Origin of the sequence: Pseudomonas sp. B21-056 (assembly GCF_026016325.1) — a bacterium.
GTDB lineage: Bacteria > Pseudomonadota > Gammaproteobacteria > Pseudomonadales > Pseudomonadaceae > Aquipseudomonas.
This window is the reverse complement of the sequence record NZ_CP087203.1, coordinates 1,388,251-1,405,438: the sequence shown is the minus strand read 5'-3', so window position 1 is coordinate 1,405,438 and position 17,188 is coordinate 1,388,251. Positions and strand designations below refer to the sequence as shown.

The following is a 17,188-nucleotide window of genomic DNA, read 5'->3' as shown; positions in this document are numbered from 1 at the left end:
GGATTTATCCCCGCTGGGCTGCGCAGCAGCCCCCTTGAGGTCTATCTGATATCACGTAGTGGCAGACAGACTTGGGGGCGCTTCGCACCCCAGCGGGGATAAATCCCCTCGCCACAAAAAGCTTCTTTGCCAGGTTGGCGCACTCAAGCCGTCGCCACCACAATCCCCGGCTCCACCTGCGCGCTCATCCCCTCCTTCATCCGCTTGGCATCCCGGGCGAAACAGCGCGAGGCCAGGAACAGGAACACCATGGTCATGAACAGCGCCACCGGAATCAGGTACATCGCGTCGTGCAAGCCGATGGCCTTGAACGCCTCGGTCATCTGCGGAGCGCCGGCAGCGGCCATGGCCGTGCGGGCGAAGTAATCCGACAGGCCGCCGACCACCACCGGCCCCAGGCCACCGCCGAGCAGGTACAACCCGGCAAAAAACAACGCCATCGCCGTCGCCCGCAGACGCGGCTCCACAACGTCCTGGATCGCCGTGTAGACACAGGTATAAAAGGTATAGGCAAACAGCCAACCGACGCTGAACACCGCGACGAACACGCCGATTTCAATCCGCCCGGCATGCAGCGCCCAAGCCGTCGTCAGCGTGGAAACCACCAGGCTGAACCCGGCGAACAGCAGACGGCCATTGGGCACCCGCTGATGAATCTTGTCGGCGATCCAGCCGCCCAGGGTCAATCCGAACAACCCGGTCACGCCCACCATGATCCCGGTGGCCACAGCCGCTTCGTGCAACGGCATCAGGAAGTAACGCTGCAGCATCGGCACCAGGAACGAGTTGCAGGCATAGGTGGCGAAGTTGAAACACAGCCCCGCCAGCACCAGCCACAGGAAAGTGGGAATCGCCAGCACCCGGCGGATCGGCCGGTCGATTTTTTCCTGGGACACCGGCACGGTTTCCGCCGCACCGCGCTTGGGCTCCTTGATAAAGAACATGAAGACCGCCAGCACCAGCCCCGGCACCGCCGCAATAAAGAATGGCGCGCGCCAGCTGTCGAAGGCCTTGACCATCGCCCCGATGGTGAAGAATGCCAGCAGTAACCCGATCGGCAGGCCCAGCATGAAGATGCCCATGGCCCGCGCCCGTCGATGGGCCGGGAACAGATCGCCGATCAGTGAGTTGGCAGCCGGCGCGTAACTGGCTTCGCCGATGCCGATGCCCATGCGCACCAGCAGGAACGCCCAGAAGCTGCCCACCAGGCCATTGACTGCCGTCAGCCCGCTCCAGGCCGCCAAGCCCCAGCCCATCAACTTGCTGCGCGAACCGGTATCGGCCATGCGCCCCAAGGGCAGGCCGGCAATGGCGTAGACGATGGTGAACGCGGTGCCGATGATGCCGATCTGGAAGTCGCTGAGGCTCCATTCCATGCGGATCGGCTCGATGATGATCGCCGGGATGGTGCGGTCGAAGAAATTGAACAGGTTGGCCAGAAACAACAGGAACAGAATGCGCCAGGCATTCGCCGCTTGGGTCGAGTTCTGCATGATTCCGTCTCTTTATTGTTATGGGCGAGGCATCCGAGCCCGGAATCTGCAATCTAGACAGCAGTGCGAGGGCTGTCTCCAATCATTCGCAGCGCTGATACCCGACCATGGGACACGACCTGTTGATTGATGCCGATCAACAAACTGTAACAATTGCCATCATTTTGCCCGTTCTTGATTAAAGATCATGTCCCGGTGGCCGATCCATCATGAAGCTTCTTTCATCCGCGAAGGTTCGATGACAGCGGTCGTCCAACCCACCAGTTCAGGTTCCGGCGCACAATGACCTCAAAAAAAACAGCCACTGCGGTATCCGATCTGACCCTGGGCCCGGCCGCCAACGGCCCTGAGGCTCCGAAGTCGTCGAGCAGCTCGCGTCCCCTGGCGACGCAGCAGTATCTGTATTTCACCGAGACCAACACCGACCGCATCCTCGACAACCTCGATGGCCTGCGCGATACCGTATTCCCGCGCCCACCCCATCTGGTGGACGACGAGAGCGAACGCGACCAGCAGGAATTCCCGTCGGTGTGCCTGATCGGCCTGGGGCGTTGCGGCTCCAACATCGCCCTGGACGTGGCAGAGCTGGTCTACAACGCCCGCAAGTTCTACCTCAACGAATTCAATAACGAAGACAAGGCCTACAGCGACAAGGGCTACCGTCCTGCACAGTGGATTCGCAACAACCTGCGCCTGGGCACCGGCAAGGCAACCAAACCCGTGTTCCTGGTGGAGCCACTGGTGATGCTCGGCGACCTGGACAAGGACATCGCCGGACGTATCCGCTTCTCGCGCAAGGGCGAAAAAACCGGCTTCCTGCGCGACTACAGCAAGATGAAAATCATGGACCTGTCGGAAGTCCATGCCGGTGGCGCCGGTAACGCGCCGATCCTGGGCCAGTACCTGGCCAAGATCATCCTGAACAAGGACACACAACGGTTCTCCAGCCCCGACTGGAAAATGATCCACTCGTACCTGATCGACAGTTGCGGCATCAAGGCCAACCAGTCGCGCCTGTACTTCTCGATCTTCAGCGCCGGCGGCGGTACCGGTTCGGGCATGGCCTCGGAATTCGGCCTGGCCCAGCAGCACTCGTACATGAACAAGACGTTCGACACCAAGCCGATGGACGAGCACGACGGCAAAAGCGGCCATTCCTTCGTCTTCGAACCGATCTTCACCAGCGGCATCTGCGTGCTGCCGAACATTTCCGATCACCGCAGCGAAATGTCCGAAGCCCTGCACATCAACGCCGGACGCCTGCTGTGCAAGTACCTGTCGGAAGAATGGGATTTCTCGTACAACTTCGCCAACGAAGACAGCAGCGAAGCCAGCGTCATGGGTCGTATCCGCCCTTGGAACGCGATGATGCTGATCTCCAACGACATCATGCGCTACGCCGAAGAGAACGATGACGGCAACATCCAGAACATCGACGTCAATGCCATGGAGAAGCACGCCAACCAGTACATCTCCCAGCAGATCTTCAACATCCTGACGGCCCAGGCGGTCACCACCGACTACGACCAGAACTATTTCCGTCGCGCCGGCATCGACATCGGCGAAACCATCCGCCTGGACGCCAACGACCTGTTCATGAGCCTGGCCGGTCCCGTGGCGATTGCCTATGCCGAATCCGTCGTCCCGGAAACCCCGGCGCCGAGCAACGACAAGTTCAAGGTGTTCGACAAAGAACCGCCGCGCCTGAACATCGACGACCTGTTCTTCCGCTCCATCGACCTGCCGCACTTCAACAAGGTCACCCAGGCCATCGAAGGCATCAGCCTGTTGCCGATCGAATCCAAGCGCTACCGGGCGTCGCTGGAGCAGTACAAGAACTCCGGCTACGACGCGGCGGCCCTGCACGACCTGCACTTCTTCAAGAATTGCTCATCGGTGGTGTCGATCGTTTCGCTGCCCAAGGACTACAAGCTGTCCTACATGGACCTGAACCGGCTCAAGACCCACCTCAACAGCCTGTTCCCCAACACCACCCTCAAGCGTTACGCGCTGGTGATCGGCGCCTCGGCCAACCTGTCGCTGACCACCCTGATCGCCAAGAGCCCGTGCCTGTCGGATGACTTCCTGACCCTGATCGTGGCCTTCATCAAACGCTGCTTCGCCCGCACCCCGTATCGCTTCGACGACACCCTGGACAACTCGATCCTGGACTTCATCATCAATGAAGACTTCGACGAGGACCGGATCGATGAGTTGCTCAACGAATTCGAGAATCCGGCGAAGATCCTCGACACCAACTGGTACGCGATCAAGCCGATGTACGAGAAGAAATACCGCGAGCTGATCAACGACAAGGACAAGTTCGTCTCGATCAACGACATCCGCCTGTCCCGTGATTGTGTGAAGAAGTCCATCAAGTACCTGCGCGAGATCTACCGTCATCGCATCGGCAAGACCAAGGTTATTTCGCTTAATAACCATACTGGCAAGACTTACTGAGGCAGGCTTAAGACTGCGGCACCCTTATCGCGAGCAGGCTCGCTCCCACATGGATTGCGGCTTCCTGTGGGAGCGAGCCTGCTCGCGATGGCGATCTGAACAACACCAAAAAACAACATCCAGAAACAATTGAGCGGCCCGTAGGCCGCCCCATGAACTGTTCCCGTTACGTATACGTCACCCTAGCCTGTGGCGTTTCACCACGGCAGGGTGCCATCACGCTACTCAGCTACACACTTTTAATCGATCGAAGCACGACCCAATTTGGTGCACCGATCAATTCGACGCTCTTTCCTGGATCATGATCCACGGCGAAACCACCACCGCCCAGAGCTGGGGATCGCGTTCCAGAAAATCCAGCGCCCGCGTTTCAGACAGCTTGGCGAGCTGCCCGGCGGCCAGCCAGGCGGCGACTTTATCGCCTTCGTCCTGGGCGACAGCCTCGGCGGCAGCGATCAAATCCAGTGCCGGCTCGACCCATAACAGGGCACCCTTGGCAAAGAACGGCTCCAGCTCCTTCCAGGTGATGGATGCAGTTTCTCCAAGCAGTTTGGCATAGAGGGTGCTAGGTTCTTGATTCATGGGACTGTCCGGAAAAGAAATCGGCGCGAATGATAACGTCGGTGGTCTGGCAGAAAAACCCGGTAGTAATTGGAGTACGATTGAAAAGCACAGCAAAGCCAGGGATTGCCGATTTGACCGGACACCACCCGCCGCTATTCTGTCTTTTTCTTTCGATAAAGCGACACCCTCTGATTTTGCCCCCAAGCGCCAGCTTCCCTTGCCAACAACCGGCGCTCTACACTGTACCGGTACAGTTGCCGGGGGCATTTTCCGAGGGGATATCCAAGATATCTGACCCGGTTCTGCTGCTACGGCGTCAGGACTATAAAAACTACAACAGCATGAGTGGAGCACTATGACTAAGGCTACTAAGCAGATTTCCAAACTGTTTGCCGCTATGGTTCTGGCCGGGGTTGCCAGCCATTCGTTCGCCGCCGACACCATCAAGATCGGCATCGCCGGTCCCAAGACCGGTCCGGTGACCCAGTACGGCGACATGCAATTCGTCGGCGCCAAACAAGCCATCAAGGACATCAACGCCAAGGGCGGCGTCGACGGCAAAATGCTCGAAGCCAAGGAATACGATGATGCCTGCGACCCGAAACAGGCCGTAGCCGTGGCGAACAAAGTGGTCAACGATGGCGTCAAGTTCGTCGTCGGCCACCTGTGCTCCAGCTCCACCCAACCGGCTTCGGACATCTACGAAGACGAAGGCGTGATCATGATCACCCCAGCAGCCACCAGCCCGGAAATCACCGCCCGTGGCTACAAGCTGGTCTTCCGCACCATCGGCCTGGACAGCGCCCAAGGCCCTGCCGCCGGTAACTACATCGCCGATCACGTCAAGCCGAAGGTCGTTGCGGTCCTGCACGACAAACAGCAATACGGTGAAGGCATCGCCACCGCCGTCAAGCAGACCCTCGAGAAGAAAGGCGTGAAAGTCGCCGTATTCGAAGGCCTGAACGCTGGTGACAAGGACTTCTCCTCGATCATCCAGAAACTCAAGCAGAACAACGTCGACTTCGTCTACTACGGCGGCTACCACCCTGAGCTGGGCCTGATCCTGCGTCAATCCAAGGAAAAAGGCCTGAACGCCAAGTTCATGGGGCCTGAAGGCGTCGGCAACGATTCCATCTCGCAAATTGCCCAGGACGCTTCCGAAGGCCTGCTGGTGACCCTGCCGAAATCCTTCGACGCCGATCCTGAGAACCAGAAGATCGTCGAGGCCATCAAGGCCGACGGCAAGGACCCAAGCGGTCCGTTCGTGTTCCCGGCCTACTCCGCCGTCGAGCTGATCGCCGAAGGCATCAAGGCAGCCAAGAGCGAAGACACTACCAAGGTGTCCGAAGCCCTGCACAAAGGCAGCTTCAAGACTCCTACCGGCGAACTCTCGTTCAACGACAAGGGCGACCTGAAGGATTTCAAATTCGTGGTCTACCAGTGGCACTTCGGCAAACCGAAAACCGAAGTTTCCCCTCAGTAAGCCCGGCCTGGTGTCCTGTTTCACAAGTACGTTTTTTTTGTGATACAGGACACTCACGGTCAACGAGCCCACTGTGCAAGCAGTGGGCTTTGTTTTACGAGGTTTATGGGCCAGGCACCCGCGATCCGGGCGCTGGTTCACCTGAAAATCTTAAAACCGTCACCAGCGGTTCGCTGGCAAACGCTTTGTGCAAATGTGCTCACAGAACACAGCACAGGGCCGGAACATGACTCCACCAGTGAAATGCGTATCGGGTTTTTAGGAGCGCTGTAATGCCTGAGATCTATCACTTTTTCCAACAGCTGGTTAATGGCCTGACCATTGGCAGCACCTATGCTCTGATAGCCATTGGCTACACAATGGTTTACGGCATCATTGGAATGATTAACTTCGCCCATGGCGAGGTCTACATGATTGGTTCCTACGTGGCTTTCATCGCCCTTGCCGGGCTGGCCATGCTGGGTATCCACTCACTGCCGCTGTTGATGACCGCCGCGTTCGTGGCGTCCATCGTCGTGACCAGTGCCTATGGCTACAGTATCGAACGTGTTGCCTACCAGCCCTTGCGTGGCAGCAATCGTCTGATCCCGCTGATTTCCGCCATCGGCATGTCGCTGTTCCTGCAAAACACCGTATTGCTGTCCCAGGACTCCAAGGACAAGTCCATTCCCAACCTGATCCCGGGGAGTTTCTCCTTCGGCCCGGGCGGTGCAGAAGAAGTCCTGATTTCCTACATGCAGATCCTGGTGTTCGTCGTGACCCTGATCGCCATGCTCGGCCTGACCCTGTTCATCTCCCGTTCCCGCCTGGGCCGCGCCTGCCGCGCCTGTGCCGAGGACATCAAGATGGCCAACCTGCTGGGCATCAACACCAACAACATCATCGCCCTGACCTTCGTCATCGGTGCCGCGCTGGCGGCCGTCGCTGCCGTGCTGTTGAGCATGCAGTACGGCGTGATCAACCCGAACGCCGGCTTCCTGGTTGGCCTGAAGGCCTTTACCGCGGCGGTACTGGGTGGCATCGGCAGTATTCCGGGCGCGATGCTCGGCGGGCTGGTGCTGGGGGTGGCCGAAGCATTCGGCGCCGATATCTTCGGTGACCAGTACAAGGACGTGGTGGCGTTCGGCCTCCTGGTCCTGGTTCTGTTGTTCCGGCCGACCGGCATCCTGGGCCGCCCGGAGGTTGAGAAAGTATGAGCAAATATCTTAAACAGGCGCTGTTCAGCGCCCTGCTGGTCTGGGCCGTGGCCTTTCCGGTGCTCGGTCTCAAGTTGAGCATCGTCGGCGTCAACCTTGAAGTGCACGGCACCGGCCCACTGACCCTGAGCGTGATTGCCCTGTGCTCGGTGCTGATGTTCCTGCGGGTGCTGTTCAGCCAACAGGTCGGCGCCGCGCTGCGCTCCAGCCGTGGCCCGCTGGTTTCGCCCAAGGTCAGCCAGTTCCTGACCCTGCCACGCACCCAGCGCCGGATCATCATCGGCCTGATCGTGGTCGCGCTGGTCTGGCCGTTCTTCGGCTCCCGTGGGGCGGTGGATATCGCCACGCTGATCCTGATCTACGTGTTGCTGGGCCTGGGCCTGAACATCGTGGTCGGCCTGGCCGGCCTGCTCGACCTGGGTTACGTGGGGTTCTACGCCGTGGGCGCCTACAGCTACGCGCTGCTGTCCCATTACTTCGGCTTGAGCTTCTGGATCTGCCTGCCGATTGCCGGGATGATGGCGGCCACGTTCGGCTTCCTGCTGGGCTTCCCGGTGTTGCGCCTGCGGGGCGACTACCTGGCCATCGTGACCCTGGGTTTCGGTGAGATCATCCGCTTGTTCCTGCGTAACCTCACCGACCTCACCGGCGGCCCCAACGGCATCAGCAACATCCCCAAGCCGACCTTCTTCGGGTTGAGCTTCGACCGCAATGCGGCCGAGGGCATGCAGACCTTCCACGAGTTCTTCGGGCTGACCTACAACCCGGTGAGCAAAGTGGTGTTCCTGTATCTGGTGGCGCTGTTGCTGGCCCTGGCCGCATTGTTCGTCATCAACCGCCTGCTGCGCATGCCCATCGGCCGTGCGTGGGAAGCGCTGCGCGAAGACGAAATCGCCTGCCGTGCCCTGGGTCTCAACCCGACCGTGATCAAGCTGTCGGCCTTCACCCTCGGTGCCGCGTTTGCCGGTTTCGCCGGCAGCTTCTTCGCCGCCCGCCAGGGTCTGGTGACGCCGGAATCCTTCACCTTCATCGAGTCGGCGATCATCCTCGCCATCGTGGTGCTGGGCGGGATGGGGTCGCAGCTGGGTGTGATCCTGGCCGCCATCGTGATGATCCTGCTGCCCGAAATGATGCGTGAATTCAGCGAATACCGCATGTTGATGTTCGGCGCCTTGATGGTGCTGATGATGATCTGGCGTCCTCAAGGTCTGCTGCCTATGCAACGCCCCCACATGGAGCTGCGCAAATGAGCCGCGAGATCCTCAAGGTTGAAAACCTCAGCATGCGCTTCGGCGGCCTGCTGGCGGTCAATGGCGTGGCCCTGACCGTGAAAGAGAAACAGGTGGTTGCCTTGATCGGGCCGAACGGCGCGGGCAAGACCACCGTGTTCAACTGCCTGACCGGTTTCTACCAGCCAACCGGCGGCAGCATCGTACTGGACGGCGAGCCGATCCAGGGCCTGCCGGGGCACAAGATCGCCCTCAAGGGTGTGGTGCGCACCTTCCAGAACGTGCGGTTGTTCAAGGACATGACGGCCATCGAGAACCTCTTGATCGCCCAGCATCGTCACCTGAACACCAACTTCTTTGCCGGCCTGTTCAAGACCCCGTCGTTCCGCAAGAGCGAACGCGAGGCGATGGAGTACGCCGAGTACTGGCTGGAAAAGGTCAACCTCAAGGAATTCGCCAACCGTACCGCCGGCACCCTGGCCTACGGTCAGCAGCGGCGCCTGGAAATCGCCCGTTGCATGATGACCCGTCCGCGGATCCTCATGCTCGACGAACCGGCTGCCGGCCTGAACCCACGGGAAACCGAAGACCTGAAGGCCCTGATCGGCGTGCTGCGTGAGGAGCACAACGTCACCGTGCTGCTGATCGAGCACGACATGAAACTGGTCATGAGCATTTCCGACCACATCGTGGTGATCAACCAGGGCACGCCCCTGGCGAACGGCACGCCGGAACAGATCCGTGACAATCCTGAAGTGATCAAAGCCTACCTGGGGGAAGCGTAAATGCTGCAGTTCGAAAACGTTTCCACCTTCTACGGCAAGATCCAGGCCCTGCACAGCGTCAACGTGGAGGTCCGCCAGGGCGAAATCGTGACGCTGATCGGCGCCAACGGCGCCGGCAAGTCCACCCTGCTGATGACGCTCTGCGGTTCGCCCCAGGCCCACAGCGGCAGCATCCGCTACATGGGTGAAGAACTGGTGGGCCAGGACTCGTCGCAGATCATGCGCAAGAGCATTGCGGTGGTGCCGGAAGGTCGTCGGGTGTTTGCCCGGCTGACCGTGGAAGAGAACCTCGCCATGGGCGGATTCTTCACCGACAAGGGCGACTATCAGGAACAGATGGACAAGGTCCTGCACCTTTTCCCACGCCTGAAAGAGCGCTTCAGCCAGCGCGGCGGCACCATGTCCGGCGGCGAACAGCAGATGCTCGCCATCGGCCGTGCGCTGATGAGCAAGCCCAAGCTGCTGCTGCTCGACGAGCCGTCCCTGGGCCTGGCACCGATCATCATCCAGCAGATCTTCGACATCATCGAACAGCTGCGCAAGGATGGCGTGACGGTGTTCCTGGTGGAGCAGAACGCCAACCAGGCGCTGAAAATCGCTGACCGGGCGTATGTGCTGGAGAACGGTCGAGTGGTGATGCAAGGCACCGGTGAAGCGCTGCTGACCGATCCGAAGGTGCGCGAGGCGTACCTGGGTGGTTGAGCGGTTGCGGTAAACAGAAACGGCCTTCGGGCCGTTTTTTTTTGCGCCACTTTCAAGCGAACAGCATTGTGGCGAGGGGATTTATCCCCGTTGGGCTCTGTAGGAGCTGGCGAAGCCTGCGATCTTTTGATCCTGCTCTTTCGCTTTCGACTCAATTGGCACTGGAAAGATCGCAGCCTCGTTGCACTCGGCAGCTCCTACAAGTCCCAGCCCGGAGCAAGCTCCCTCGCCACAAGGGATGGAGATGCTTCTTTTAATCCCTTTCACCACAAATTTCGCGGTGATCGAAAATATTTCAGAACTCGCTGTAACACTCCCCCACCTCCCCTCTCTAGTTCAGCAGACCGGCGCTGAAGCCGGTTAATTTCCCAAGAAGAACTGGAGAAACATCATGTCCGCTACCACCCGTACCCTGTCCGCCTCCGCCCTGGTCCTGGCCCTCGGTTCCGCGCTGAGCATCGCTGCCGTATCGACCGTCCACGCCGCTGACGACAACATGGAAAAATGCTTTGGCGTGGCCATGAAGGGGCAAAACAACTGCGCCGCCGGCGCCGGCACCACCTGTGCCGGTACCGCCAAGATGGACTACCAGGGCAACGCCTGGAAACTGGTCCCGAAAGGCACTTGCATGACCACCATGAGCAAGACCTCGCCGACCGGTTTCGGTCAGCTCGAAGCCTTCAAAGCCAAGTCCTGATCTGCCGTCTGCCTGAGTGTCGATCATGACCACGTCTTGCAAACCTGCTTTCCCTGGCACTCAGGCAGCCTGCACCGAGCTCCCGCCCCGTGCCGGGCTGGGGCTCAAGACCGGGCACTTCCAGCAAGTGCTCGGTTCAAGGCCGGACATCGGCTTCTTTGAAGTCCACGCCGAAAATTACATGGTGGACGGTGGTCCGTTCCATCATTTCCTGGGATTGATCCGCGAGCAGTACCCGCTGTCGCTGCACGGCGTCGGCCTGTCTATAGGCACCGAAGACAAGCTGGATGCGAAACACCTGCAGCGCCTCGCCAAACTGATCGAGCGCTATCAGCCCCAAGCCTTTTCCGAACACCTGGCCTGGTCGAGCCATGGCCCGGTGTTCCTCAACGACCTGCTGCCCCTGGCTTACGACGCACCGACGCTGAACCGCGTCTGCGCCCACATCGACCAAGTGCAGGACACCCTCAAACGCCCGATGCTGCTGGAAAACCCGGCCACCTATCTGGCATTCCAGCGCTCGACCCTCGACGAGACGGACTTCATCAGTGAAGTCATTCGTCGCACGGGTTGCGGGCTGCTGCTGGACGTCAACAACCTCTACGTTTCCTGTATCAATCATCAACGCGATCCACTGGCCTATCTCGATGCCCTGCCGCTGCAAGCGGTGGGCGAGATTCATCTGGCCGGGTTTGCCGAAGACTCCGACAGCCTGGGCGACCGTTTGCTGATCGACGATCACGGTGCGCCTGTTGATCAGGCTGTCTGGGCGCTGTACCGAGAGGCGCTGGAACGCGTCGGCCCGGTGGCGACCCTGATCGAGCGTGACAATCAGGTTCCGGCCTTCAGCGTCCTGTTGGCCGAAGCCCATCACGCAGATGAACTGTTGCTGTCTGCAGGGAGGTCGGCATGAGCAGCCAAGCCGCATTCACCGCCGCCCTGCTCGACATCCGGCAACCCTGCCCGGAAGGCTTGTGTTGCGCCAACGGTGCGGACCCGGCGAGCCGCTTCGCCGTGTATCGCAACAACGTCCAGGGCTCATTGATCAATGCATTGGCAGACGGCTATCCGGTGGTCCGGCAGTTGGTCGGTGATGAGTTCTTCCAGGCCATGGCGGCCGTTTACGTGCAAGCCTCAGCGCCCCTCAGCCCGCTGATGAGTGGCTACGGCGAGGATCTGGCCGACTTCATCGAAGACTTCGAACCGGCGTCCTCCGTGCCGTACCTGGCGGATGTCGCCCGGTTGGAAAGGTTGCGCACCGTCGCCTATCACGCCGCTGACGCCGTCCCGCTGGGCCATGAGCAGATCGCTGCTGCGCTCGCCGATCCACAATCCTTGGGCGAGCTGTGCGTCACGCTTCATCCGTCCGTGCGCCTGCTCGACTCCGCGTTTGCAGTCGTAGCGATCTGGGCCGCCCATCACACGGACACGACGCTCGCCGACATCGACCCGAACCACGGGCAACACGCCTTGGTCCTGCGCAACGGACTCGACGTGGAGGTGTTCGCCATCGCCCCAGGCACCTGCACCTTCATCAGGGGCCTGCAAAATGGCCAGTCGTTGGGCCAGGCATTGGCCTGCGCCCCCGTCTTCGACCTCGAACAAGCCCTGGCGCTGCTGATCAGCCAGGGCGCCATCACTCGCTTACACCACGACAAGGCATCGCCATGAACAATCCCATCATTCGCGTCATTACCCTGCTGGAGAAAATCCCCCACAGCCTGATCGCGTTCATTGCGCGGTTTTCCATTGCGGCGGTGTTCTGGAAATCCGGGCAGACCAAGGTCGAAGGCTTGGCCATCGACTTGATCGATGGCACCTTCCAGCTCGGCTGGCCGCATCTGGCCGACTCAACCATCCCGTTATTCAAGAGCGAATACGCCATCCCGCTGCTGTCACCGGAAATCGCCGCGCACCTCGCCGCGTTCGCCGAGCATTTTTTCCCGGTCCTGATTCTGTTGGGTTTGGCCACACGGTTTTCGGCACTGGCGTTGCTGGGCATGACCCTGACCATTCAGGTGTTCGTCTACCCCGACGCCTACCCGACCCATGGGACCTGGGCGGCGGTGTTGCTTTACCTGATGGCCCGTGGCCCTGGCGTGCTGTCCATCGACCATCGGATTGCTGTGTGGGAGCGAGCCCGCTCGCGATAGCAATGTCAGCTTTACACAATGATTGACTGACCCACCGCTATCGCGAGCAGGCTCGCTCCCACAAGGGTTGGTGTAATGCCTCGCTATTGCTGGAGACGGTCCAGCGCTTCACCGCTGCGCTTGAACCAGTCAATCAGGTAGTCGGCCAACACCTGGGTGCGCTTGGGCAACCCACCTTGATAGGGATGCACCAGGTACATCGGCATGCGACGGGTCTGAAAGTCCCGTAGGAGCCAGCACAAGCGTCCGTCAGCCAACTCTTCATTCAGCAGGTAGGACGGCAGCCGGGCGATTCCGGCGCCGGCCAGGGCGGCTTTTTTCAACAGGCTGTAGTGATTGCTGGCGAACGGCCCCGATACCCGCACCCGCAGCAGTTCGTGTTGCTGGTGATACAACCACTCTTCCCGGCCACTGTAGTGGCTGTTGAGCAGACAACGGTGTTCGGCAAGGGCCTGGGGCGTTTGTGGCTCGCCGTATTGATTGAGATAGGCCGGGCTGGCGCAGGTCATCTCGTGCCAGGCCAGCAACGGTCGGGCGACCAGTCGTTCATCGATGGCGGCGTCGGAGCGGATCGCCAGGTCGAAGCCCTCGCGGGTCAGGTCGCGATAACCGTTGCTCAGCTCCAATTCGATCTGCACGTTGGGGTACGTGCGTGCGAACTCCATCAGCAGTCCTTCAAAGAAGGTTTCGCCCAACGAAACCGGAACCGTCATACGTACCGGCCCGGAAACATCGTCCTTCAATCGGGCCAATGCCTGACGCGCCCTTTCCACCTGAACCAACAACGCCTGGGCCTGGGGCAACAAGGCCGCCCCGGCCGCTGTAAGGCTCAAGCGCCTTGTGGTGCGCTGTAGCAACACCACCGAAAAGCGGCTTTCCAGCAGGCTGATGCGCTTGGACAACTGGCCCTTGCTGCACCCCAATTGTTGGGCCGCCAGGGTAAAACTGCCGGCCTCGATCAACACGGCGAACGCCGCCAGGTCATCCATCTCGCTCACTGGATTGTTTCCAATAGAAAACCAAAGGTTGCCTATTAGCACGCTTATCAATGGAAAAAACCACTCTAAACTGCAACCTCGTTCAACCCACTGAGGAACAGCCCATGAAAATCCTGTTGATCGGCGCCAACGGCACCATCGGTTCGGCCATTGCCAACGAACTGTCGCCGCGCCACGAAATCATTCGAATCGGCCGCAACAGCGGTGAACTTCACGTCGACATCAGCGACAGCACCTCGATCCGCGCCCTGTTCGAAAAGACCGGGCGCTTCGATGCGCTGATCTGCGCCGCGGGCAGCGTCACGTTCGCAGCGCTGGGCGAGATGACCGAGGAAAGCTTCGCCCTCGGCTTGAAGGACAAGTTGATGGGCCAGGTCAACCTGCTGTTGATCGGCCGGGAATTCGCCAACGACGGCGCATCGTTCACCTTCACCACCGGCGTGCTCAGCCACGATCCGATCAAGAGCGGCGCTTCGGCGGCACTGGTCAACGGTGCCCTGGACAGTTTCGTGCGGGCGGCGGCCATCGAGTTGCCACGGGGCCTGCGCGTCAACTCGGTGAGCCCTAACGTGCTGCTGGAATCCATGGACAAATACGCCCCTTACTTCCGCGGCTACAAACCGGTGCCGGCCGTCGATGTGGCATTGGCCTACGCCAAAAGTGTCGAAGGCCTGCAAACCGGCCAGACTTTTCATGTGGGTTAAGACCGCGCTACCAACACGTTACCGGCGGGAGCTGGCGCAGGCTGCGATCTTTTGATCTTGAGGTACGGGAGCGTTCGCTTGGGATTCAATTGGCAGTGGAAAGATCGCAGCCTCGTTGCGCTCGACAGCTCCTACTTAGCTCAACGCAGCTCCAGGGATGGGGTTGTGGTGTAGGATCAGTCTGAGTAACGTGGCGGCACCTGTCTGGAGACCCAATGATGCGTGCCGCCCGTTCCCTGTTGTGTGTTGCCCTCCTCCCCTTGTTCGCCGGCTGCCAGTTGCTCGAGGCACCACGCCAGAGTGCGTCCCACGCTGGCCAGATGCGCATGCAGGGCGAACTCACCGCGGCCGACGGCAAGCTGGTGTTCCAACCGTGCCAGGAACAGCGCCGCTACATCGTCAACGACAGCGGTGGCACCAGCGTGCTGCAACAAGCCGCCACCCTGGCCGATGAGCGCGGCAAACTGTTCGCCGACGTGCGCGGCCATATCGTCTCCAGTGCCGCGGCGGGTGCCGACAGCCAACTGGACCTGGAACAGTTGTATCGCCTGGAGCGCTCGGGCACGGCCTGCGACGACGGTGATTTCAAACGACTGGTGCTGCGCGCCAGCGGCCACGGTCCGGAGTGGAGCCTCAAGGCCAGCGGCAAGGGCCTGGTGCTCGAACGTGACGGTCAACCGGCGCTCGCGGTGCCTTACGTTGAAGAGCAACTGGGAGACGGCCGTTTCGACCTGAGTACCGAAGCGAACGGTCAGAAAGTCGAGCTATGGGTCGCGCCGCAGCGCTGCGTCGACAGCGTCAGCGGCAGTGTCCAGCACCTGAGTGCCGAGTTGCGGGTCAACGGCGTGGTTCAGCGTGGTTGCGCCTACTTTGGTGGTGCGCGTAACGACTGATTCATTGTGACAGGGGATTGCAGCTTATAATCGCCGGTTTGAAGAACGCCCTGGCGCAGTTGTGCGCCCCGCGAACCGGATCCCGTCATGTTACGAATCACCGAACTCAAGCTGCCGATCGACCATCCCGAAGAAGACCTGCGCCCTGCCATCCTGCAGCGCCTGGGCATCGTCAGCGATGACCTGCTCGACTTCACCTTGTTCAAGCGCAGCTACGACGCGCGGAAAAAGTCCTCCGAACTGTGCTTCATCTACACCCTCGACCTGACGGTGCGCGATGAAGCCGGCCTGCTGCGCAAGTTCGCCGATGACCGTAACGTCAACGAAGCGCCGGATGTCAGCTACAAAATGGTCGGCCAGGCACCGGCCGATCTGGGTGAGCGGCCGATCGTGGTCGGTTTCGGCCCGTGCGGCATCTTCGCCGCCCTGCTGTTGGCGCAGATGGGCTTCAAGCCGATCATCCTCGAACGCGGCCCGGAAGTGCGCCAGCGCACCAAGGACACCTGGGGCCTGTGGCGCAAAAGCGTGCTCAACCCCGAATCCAATGTGCAATTCGGCGAAGGCGGCGCGGGCACGTTTTCCGATGGCAAGCTCTACAGTCAGATCAAGGATCCGAAGTTCCTCGGCCGCAAAGTGCTGCACGAGTTCGTCAAGGCCGGGGCGCCGGAGGAAATCCTCTATGTCAGCAAACCGCACATCGGGACGTTCCGTCTGACCGGCGTGGTGGAAACCATGCGTGAGCAGATTCGCGCCCTCGGTGGCGAAGTACGCTTCCAGCAGCGGGTCACCGACGTCTTGATCGAAGACGGCCAACTGGTCGGCGTCGAACTGGCCGGCGGTGAACGTATCCATTCCAGGCACGTGATCCTGGCATTGGGCCACAGCGCCCGGGACACTTTCCGCATGCTCCACAGCCGTGGCGTGTACATGGAGGCCAAGCCGTTCTCGGTGGGTTTCCGTATCGAACACCCGCAATCGCTGATCGACAGCGCGCGCCTGGGCAAATACGCCGGCCACCCGAAACTCGGTGCCGCCGACTACAAACTGGTGCACCACGCCAGGAATGGCCGTTCGGTGTACAGCTTCTGCATGTGCCCGGGCGGCACCGTGGTGGCGGCGACGTCCGAGCCGAACCGCGTCGTGACCAACGGCATGAGCCAGTATTCGCGCAACGAACGCAATGCCAACTCCGGCATCGTGGTGGGCATCACCCCGGAAGTGGATTACCCGGGTGGACCGCTGGCCGGGATCGAACTGCAAGAGCGCCTTGAGTCCCACGCCTTCGTGCTCGGCGGCAGCAACTACGAAGCCCCGGCGCAACTGGTGGGTGATTTCATCGCCGGCAAACCGTCCACGGCACTGGGCAGCGTCGAACCTTCCTACAAACCCGGGGTTGCGCTGGGCGACCTGGCCCTGGCCCTGCCGGACTTCGCCATCGAAGCCATTCGAGAAGCCCTGCCGGCCTTCGAGAAACAGATTCGCGGCTACTCACTGCACGATGCGGTGTTGACCGGGATTGAAACCCGCACTTCATCGCCGCTGCGTATCACTCGAAATGAATCGCTGCAGAGCCTGAACGTGAAGGGCCTGTTCCCGGCAGGGGAAGGCGCCGGTTATGCGGGCGGGATTCTGTCGGCGGGCGTGGACGGGATCCGGATTGCCGAGGCGGTGGCACGGGATATTCTCGGTCTGGAGGCCTGATCCCCTTTAAGTGTGCACCACCAATCCCTTGTGTGCGAGCCTGCTCGCGATAGCGGTGGGTCAGTCGACGAAGAAAGCGTCTGACACTCCGCTATCGCGAGCAGGCTCGCTCCCACAGGGATTTCCAGTG

The 17,188-nt window shown here is 60.6% G+C and carries 17 protein-coding genes; 14 read left to right on the top strand and 3 right to left on the bottom strand.

Annotated features, from left to right (window positions below):
• Nucleotides 1-143 precede the first annotated feature (143 nt).
• A complete protein-coding gene (locus LOY67_RS06235) occupies nt 144-1,493 on the bottom strand; it encodes a spinster family MFS transporter (RefSeq protein ID WP_265066407.1) in 1,350 nt (449 codons plus the stop codon).
• A gap of 282 nt (nt 1,494-1,775) precedes the next feature.
• On the opposite strand from LOY67_RS06235, the gene LOY67_RS06230 reads away from it, so the two are divergent.
• On the top strand, nt 1,776-3,953 hold the full coding sequence (locus LOY67_RS06230; protein WP_265066406.1) for a hypothetical protein: 2,178 nt from the start codon (nt 1,776-1,778) through the stop codon (nt 3,951-3,953).
• Nucleotides 3,954-4,229: 276 nt separating this feature from the next.
• Here the strand turns inward: LOY67_RS06230 and LOY67_RS06225 are convergent, their stop codons facing one another.
• A complete protein-coding gene (locus tag LOY67_RS06225) occupies nt 4,230-4,535 on the bottom strand; it encodes a DUF2288 domain-containing protein (protein ID WP_265066405.1) in 306 nt (101 codons plus the stop codon).
• Between LOY67_RS06225 and LOY67_RS06220 the strand changes: the two genes are divergently transcribed.
• From LOY67_RS06220 to LOY67_RS06175, 10 genes are all read left to right on the top strand, one after another.
• A complete protein-coding gene (locus LOY67_RS06220) occupies nt 4,534-4,812 on the top strand; it encodes a hypothetical protein (protein WP_265066404.1) in 279 nt (92 codons plus the stop codon). The genes LOY67_RS06225 and LOY67_RS06220 overlap by 2 nt on opposite strands.
• Nucleotides 4,813-4,872: 60 nt before the next feature.
• Complete coding sequence (locus tag LOY67_RS06215) at nt 4,873-6,000, top strand: branched-chain amino acid ABC transporter substrate-binding protein (protein WP_265066403.1); 1,128 nt, start codon at nt 4,873-4,875, stop codon at nt 5,998-6,000.
• Between the two features lie 272 nt (nt 6,001-6,272).
• Entirely contained in the window at nt 6,273-7,196 is a 924-nt protein-coding gene (gene livH, locus LOY67_RS06210) for a high-affinity branched-chain amino acid ABC transporter permease LivH (RefSeq protein ID WP_024776368.1), read from the top strand.
• Entirely contained in the window at nt 7,193-8,446 is a 1,254-nt protein-coding gene (locus tag LOY67_RS06205; RefSeq protein WP_265066402.1) for a high-affinity branched-chain amino acid ABC transporter permease LivM, read from the top strand. Before livH ends, LOY67_RS06205 begins: the two co-directional genes overlap by 4 nt.
• Nucleotides 8,443-9,210 carry a high-affinity branched-chain amino acid ABC transporter ATP-binding protein LivG gene (gene livG / locus LOY67_RS06200; RefSeq protein WP_265066401.1) on the top strand — a complete coding sequence of 256 codons (768 nt, stop codon included), beginning with the start codon at nt 8,443-8,445 and terminating at the stop codon, nt 9,208-9,210. Before LOY67_RS06205 ends, livG begins: the two co-directional genes overlap by 4 nt.
• Entirely contained in the window at nt 9,211-9,912 is a 702-nt protein-coding gene (locus tag LOY67_RS06195) for an ABC transporter ATP-binding protein (RefSeq protein WP_265066400.1), read from the top strand. It begins immediately after the preceding gene.
• A 391-nt stretch (nt 9,913-10,303) separates the two neighbouring features.
• A complete protein-coding gene (locus LOY67_RS06190) occupies nt 10,304-10,609 on the top strand; it encodes a DUF2282 domain-containing protein (protein ID WP_265066399.1) in 306 nt (101 codons plus the stop codon).
• Nucleotides 10,610-10,634: 25 nt separating this feature from the next.
• A complete protein-coding gene (locus LOY67_RS06185) occupies nt 10,635-11,522 on the top strand; it encodes a DUF692 domain-containing protein (protein ID WP_265066398.1) in 888 nt (295 codons plus the stop codon).
• Complete coding sequence (locus LOY67_RS06180; RefSeq protein ID WP_265066397.1) at nt 11,519-12,280, top strand: DUF2063 domain-containing protein; 762 nt, start codon at nt 11,519-11,521, stop codon at nt 12,278-12,280. The genes LOY67_RS06185 and LOY67_RS06180 overlap by 4 nt, the downstream gene beginning before the upstream one ends.
• The gene (locus LOY67_RS06175) at nt 12,277-12,762 is read left to right on the top strand and encodes a DoxX family protein (protein WP_265066396.1); all 486 of its coding nucleotides are present in this window, start codon (nt 12,277-12,279) and stop codon (nt 12,760-12,762) included. The genes LOY67_RS06180 and LOY67_RS06175 overlap by 4 nt, the downstream gene beginning before the upstream one ends.
• 83 nt (nt 12,763-12,845) lie before the next feature.
• Here LOY67_RS06175 and LOY67_RS06170 read toward each other — a convergent pair whose 3' ends face one another.
• Nucleotides 12,846-13,760: a LysR family transcriptional regulator gene (locus tag LOY67_RS06170; protein ID WP_265066395.1), complete on the bottom strand. Its 915-nt coding sequence runs from the start codon at nt 13,758-13,760 to the stop codon at nt 12,846-12,848.
• A gap of 104 nt (nt 13,761-13,864) precedes the next feature.
• Between LOY67_RS06170 and LOY67_RS06165 the strand changes: the two genes are divergently transcribed.
• The 3 genes from LOY67_RS06165 to LOY67_RS06155 all read left to right on the top strand — a co-directional run bounded on the left by LOY67_RS06165 (nt 13,865) and on the right by LOY67_RS06155 (nt 17,058).
• Nucleotides 13,865-14,464, top strand: coding sequence for a short chain dehydrogenase (locus LOY67_RS06165; protein WP_265066394.1), 600 nt, complete (start codon nt 13,865-13,867; stop codon nt 14,462-14,464).
• Between the two features lie 218 nt (nt 14,465-14,682).
• Complete coding sequence (locus LOY67_RS06160; protein ID WP_265066393.1) at nt 14,683-15,357, top strand: COG3650 family protein; 675 nt, start codon at nt 14,683-14,685, stop codon at nt 15,355-15,357.
• An 87-nt stretch (nt 15,358-15,444) separates the two neighbouring features.
• Nucleotides 15,445-17,058: an NAD(P)/FAD-dependent oxidoreductase gene (locus LOY67_RS06155; protein WP_265066392.1), complete on the top strand. Its 1,614-nt coding sequence runs from the start codon at nt 15,445-15,447 to the stop codon at nt 17,056-17,058.
• Nucleotides 17,059-17,188: the final 130 nt, after the last annotated feature.

Bases quoted from the DNA above. Each gene is read 5' to 3' on its own strand.
- LOY67_RS06235 (WP_265066407.1), bottom strand. From the start codon at position 1,493: ATGCAGAACTCGACCCAAGCGGCGAATGCCTGGCGCATTCTGTTCCTG.
- LOY67_RS06230 (WP_265066406.1), top strand. From the start codon at position 1,776: ATGACCTCAAAAAAAACAGCCACTGCGGTATCCGATCTGACCCTGGGC.
- LOY67_RS06220 (WP_265066404.1), top strand. From the start codon at position 4,534: ATGGGACTGTCCGGAAAAGAAATCGGCGCGAATGATAACGTCGGTGGT.
- LOY67_RS06225 (WP_265066405.1), bottom strand. From the start codon at position 4,535: ATGAATCAAGAACCTAGCACCCTCTATGCCAAACTGCTTGGAGAAACT.
- LOY67_RS06215 (WP_265066403.1), top strand. From the start codon at position 4,873: ATGACTAAGGCTACTAAGCAGATTTCCAAACTGTTTGCCGCTATGGTT.
- livH (WP_024776368.1), top strand. From the start codon at position 6,273: ATGCCTGAGATCTATCACTTTTTCCAACAGCTGGTTAATGGCCTGACC.
- LOY67_RS06205 (WP_265066402.1), top strand. From the start codon at position 7,193: ATGAGCAAATATCTTAAACAGGCGCTGTTCAGCGCCCTGCTGGTCTGG.
- livG (WP_265066401.1), top strand. From the start codon at position 8,443: ATGAGCCGCGAGATCCTCAAGGTTGAAAACCTCAGCATGCGCTTCGGC.
- LOY67_RS06195 (WP_265066400.1), top strand. From the start codon at position 9,211: ATGCTGCAGTTCGAAAACGTTTCCACCTTCTACGGCAAGATCCAGGCC.
- LOY67_RS06190 (WP_265066399.1), top strand. From the start codon at position 10,304: ATGTCCGCTACCACCCGTACCCTGTCCGCCTCCGCCCTGGTCCTGGCC.
- LOY67_RS06185 (WP_265066398.1), top strand. From the start codon at position 10,635: ATGACCACGTCTTGCAAACCTGCTTTCCCTGGCACTCAGGCAGCCTGC.
- LOY67_RS06180 (WP_265066397.1), top strand. From the start codon at position 11,519: ATGAGCAGCCAAGCCGCATTCACCGCCGCCCTGCTCGACATCCGGCAA.
- LOY67_RS06175 (WP_265066396.1), top strand. From the start codon at position 12,277: ATGAACAATCCCATCATTCGCGTCATTACCCTGCTGGAGAAAATCCCC.
- LOY67_RS06165 (WP_265066394.1), top strand. From the start codon at position 13,865: ATGAAAATCCTGTTGATCGGCGCCAACGGCACCATCGGTTCGGCCATT.
- LOY67_RS06160 (WP_265066393.1), top strand. From the start codon at position 14,683: ATGCGTGCCGCCCGTTCCCTGTTGTGTGTTGCCCTCCTCCCCTTGTTC.
- LOY67_RS06155 (WP_265066392.1), top strand. From the start codon at position 15,445: ATGTTACGAATCACCGAACTCAAGCTGCCGATCGACCATCCCGAAGAA.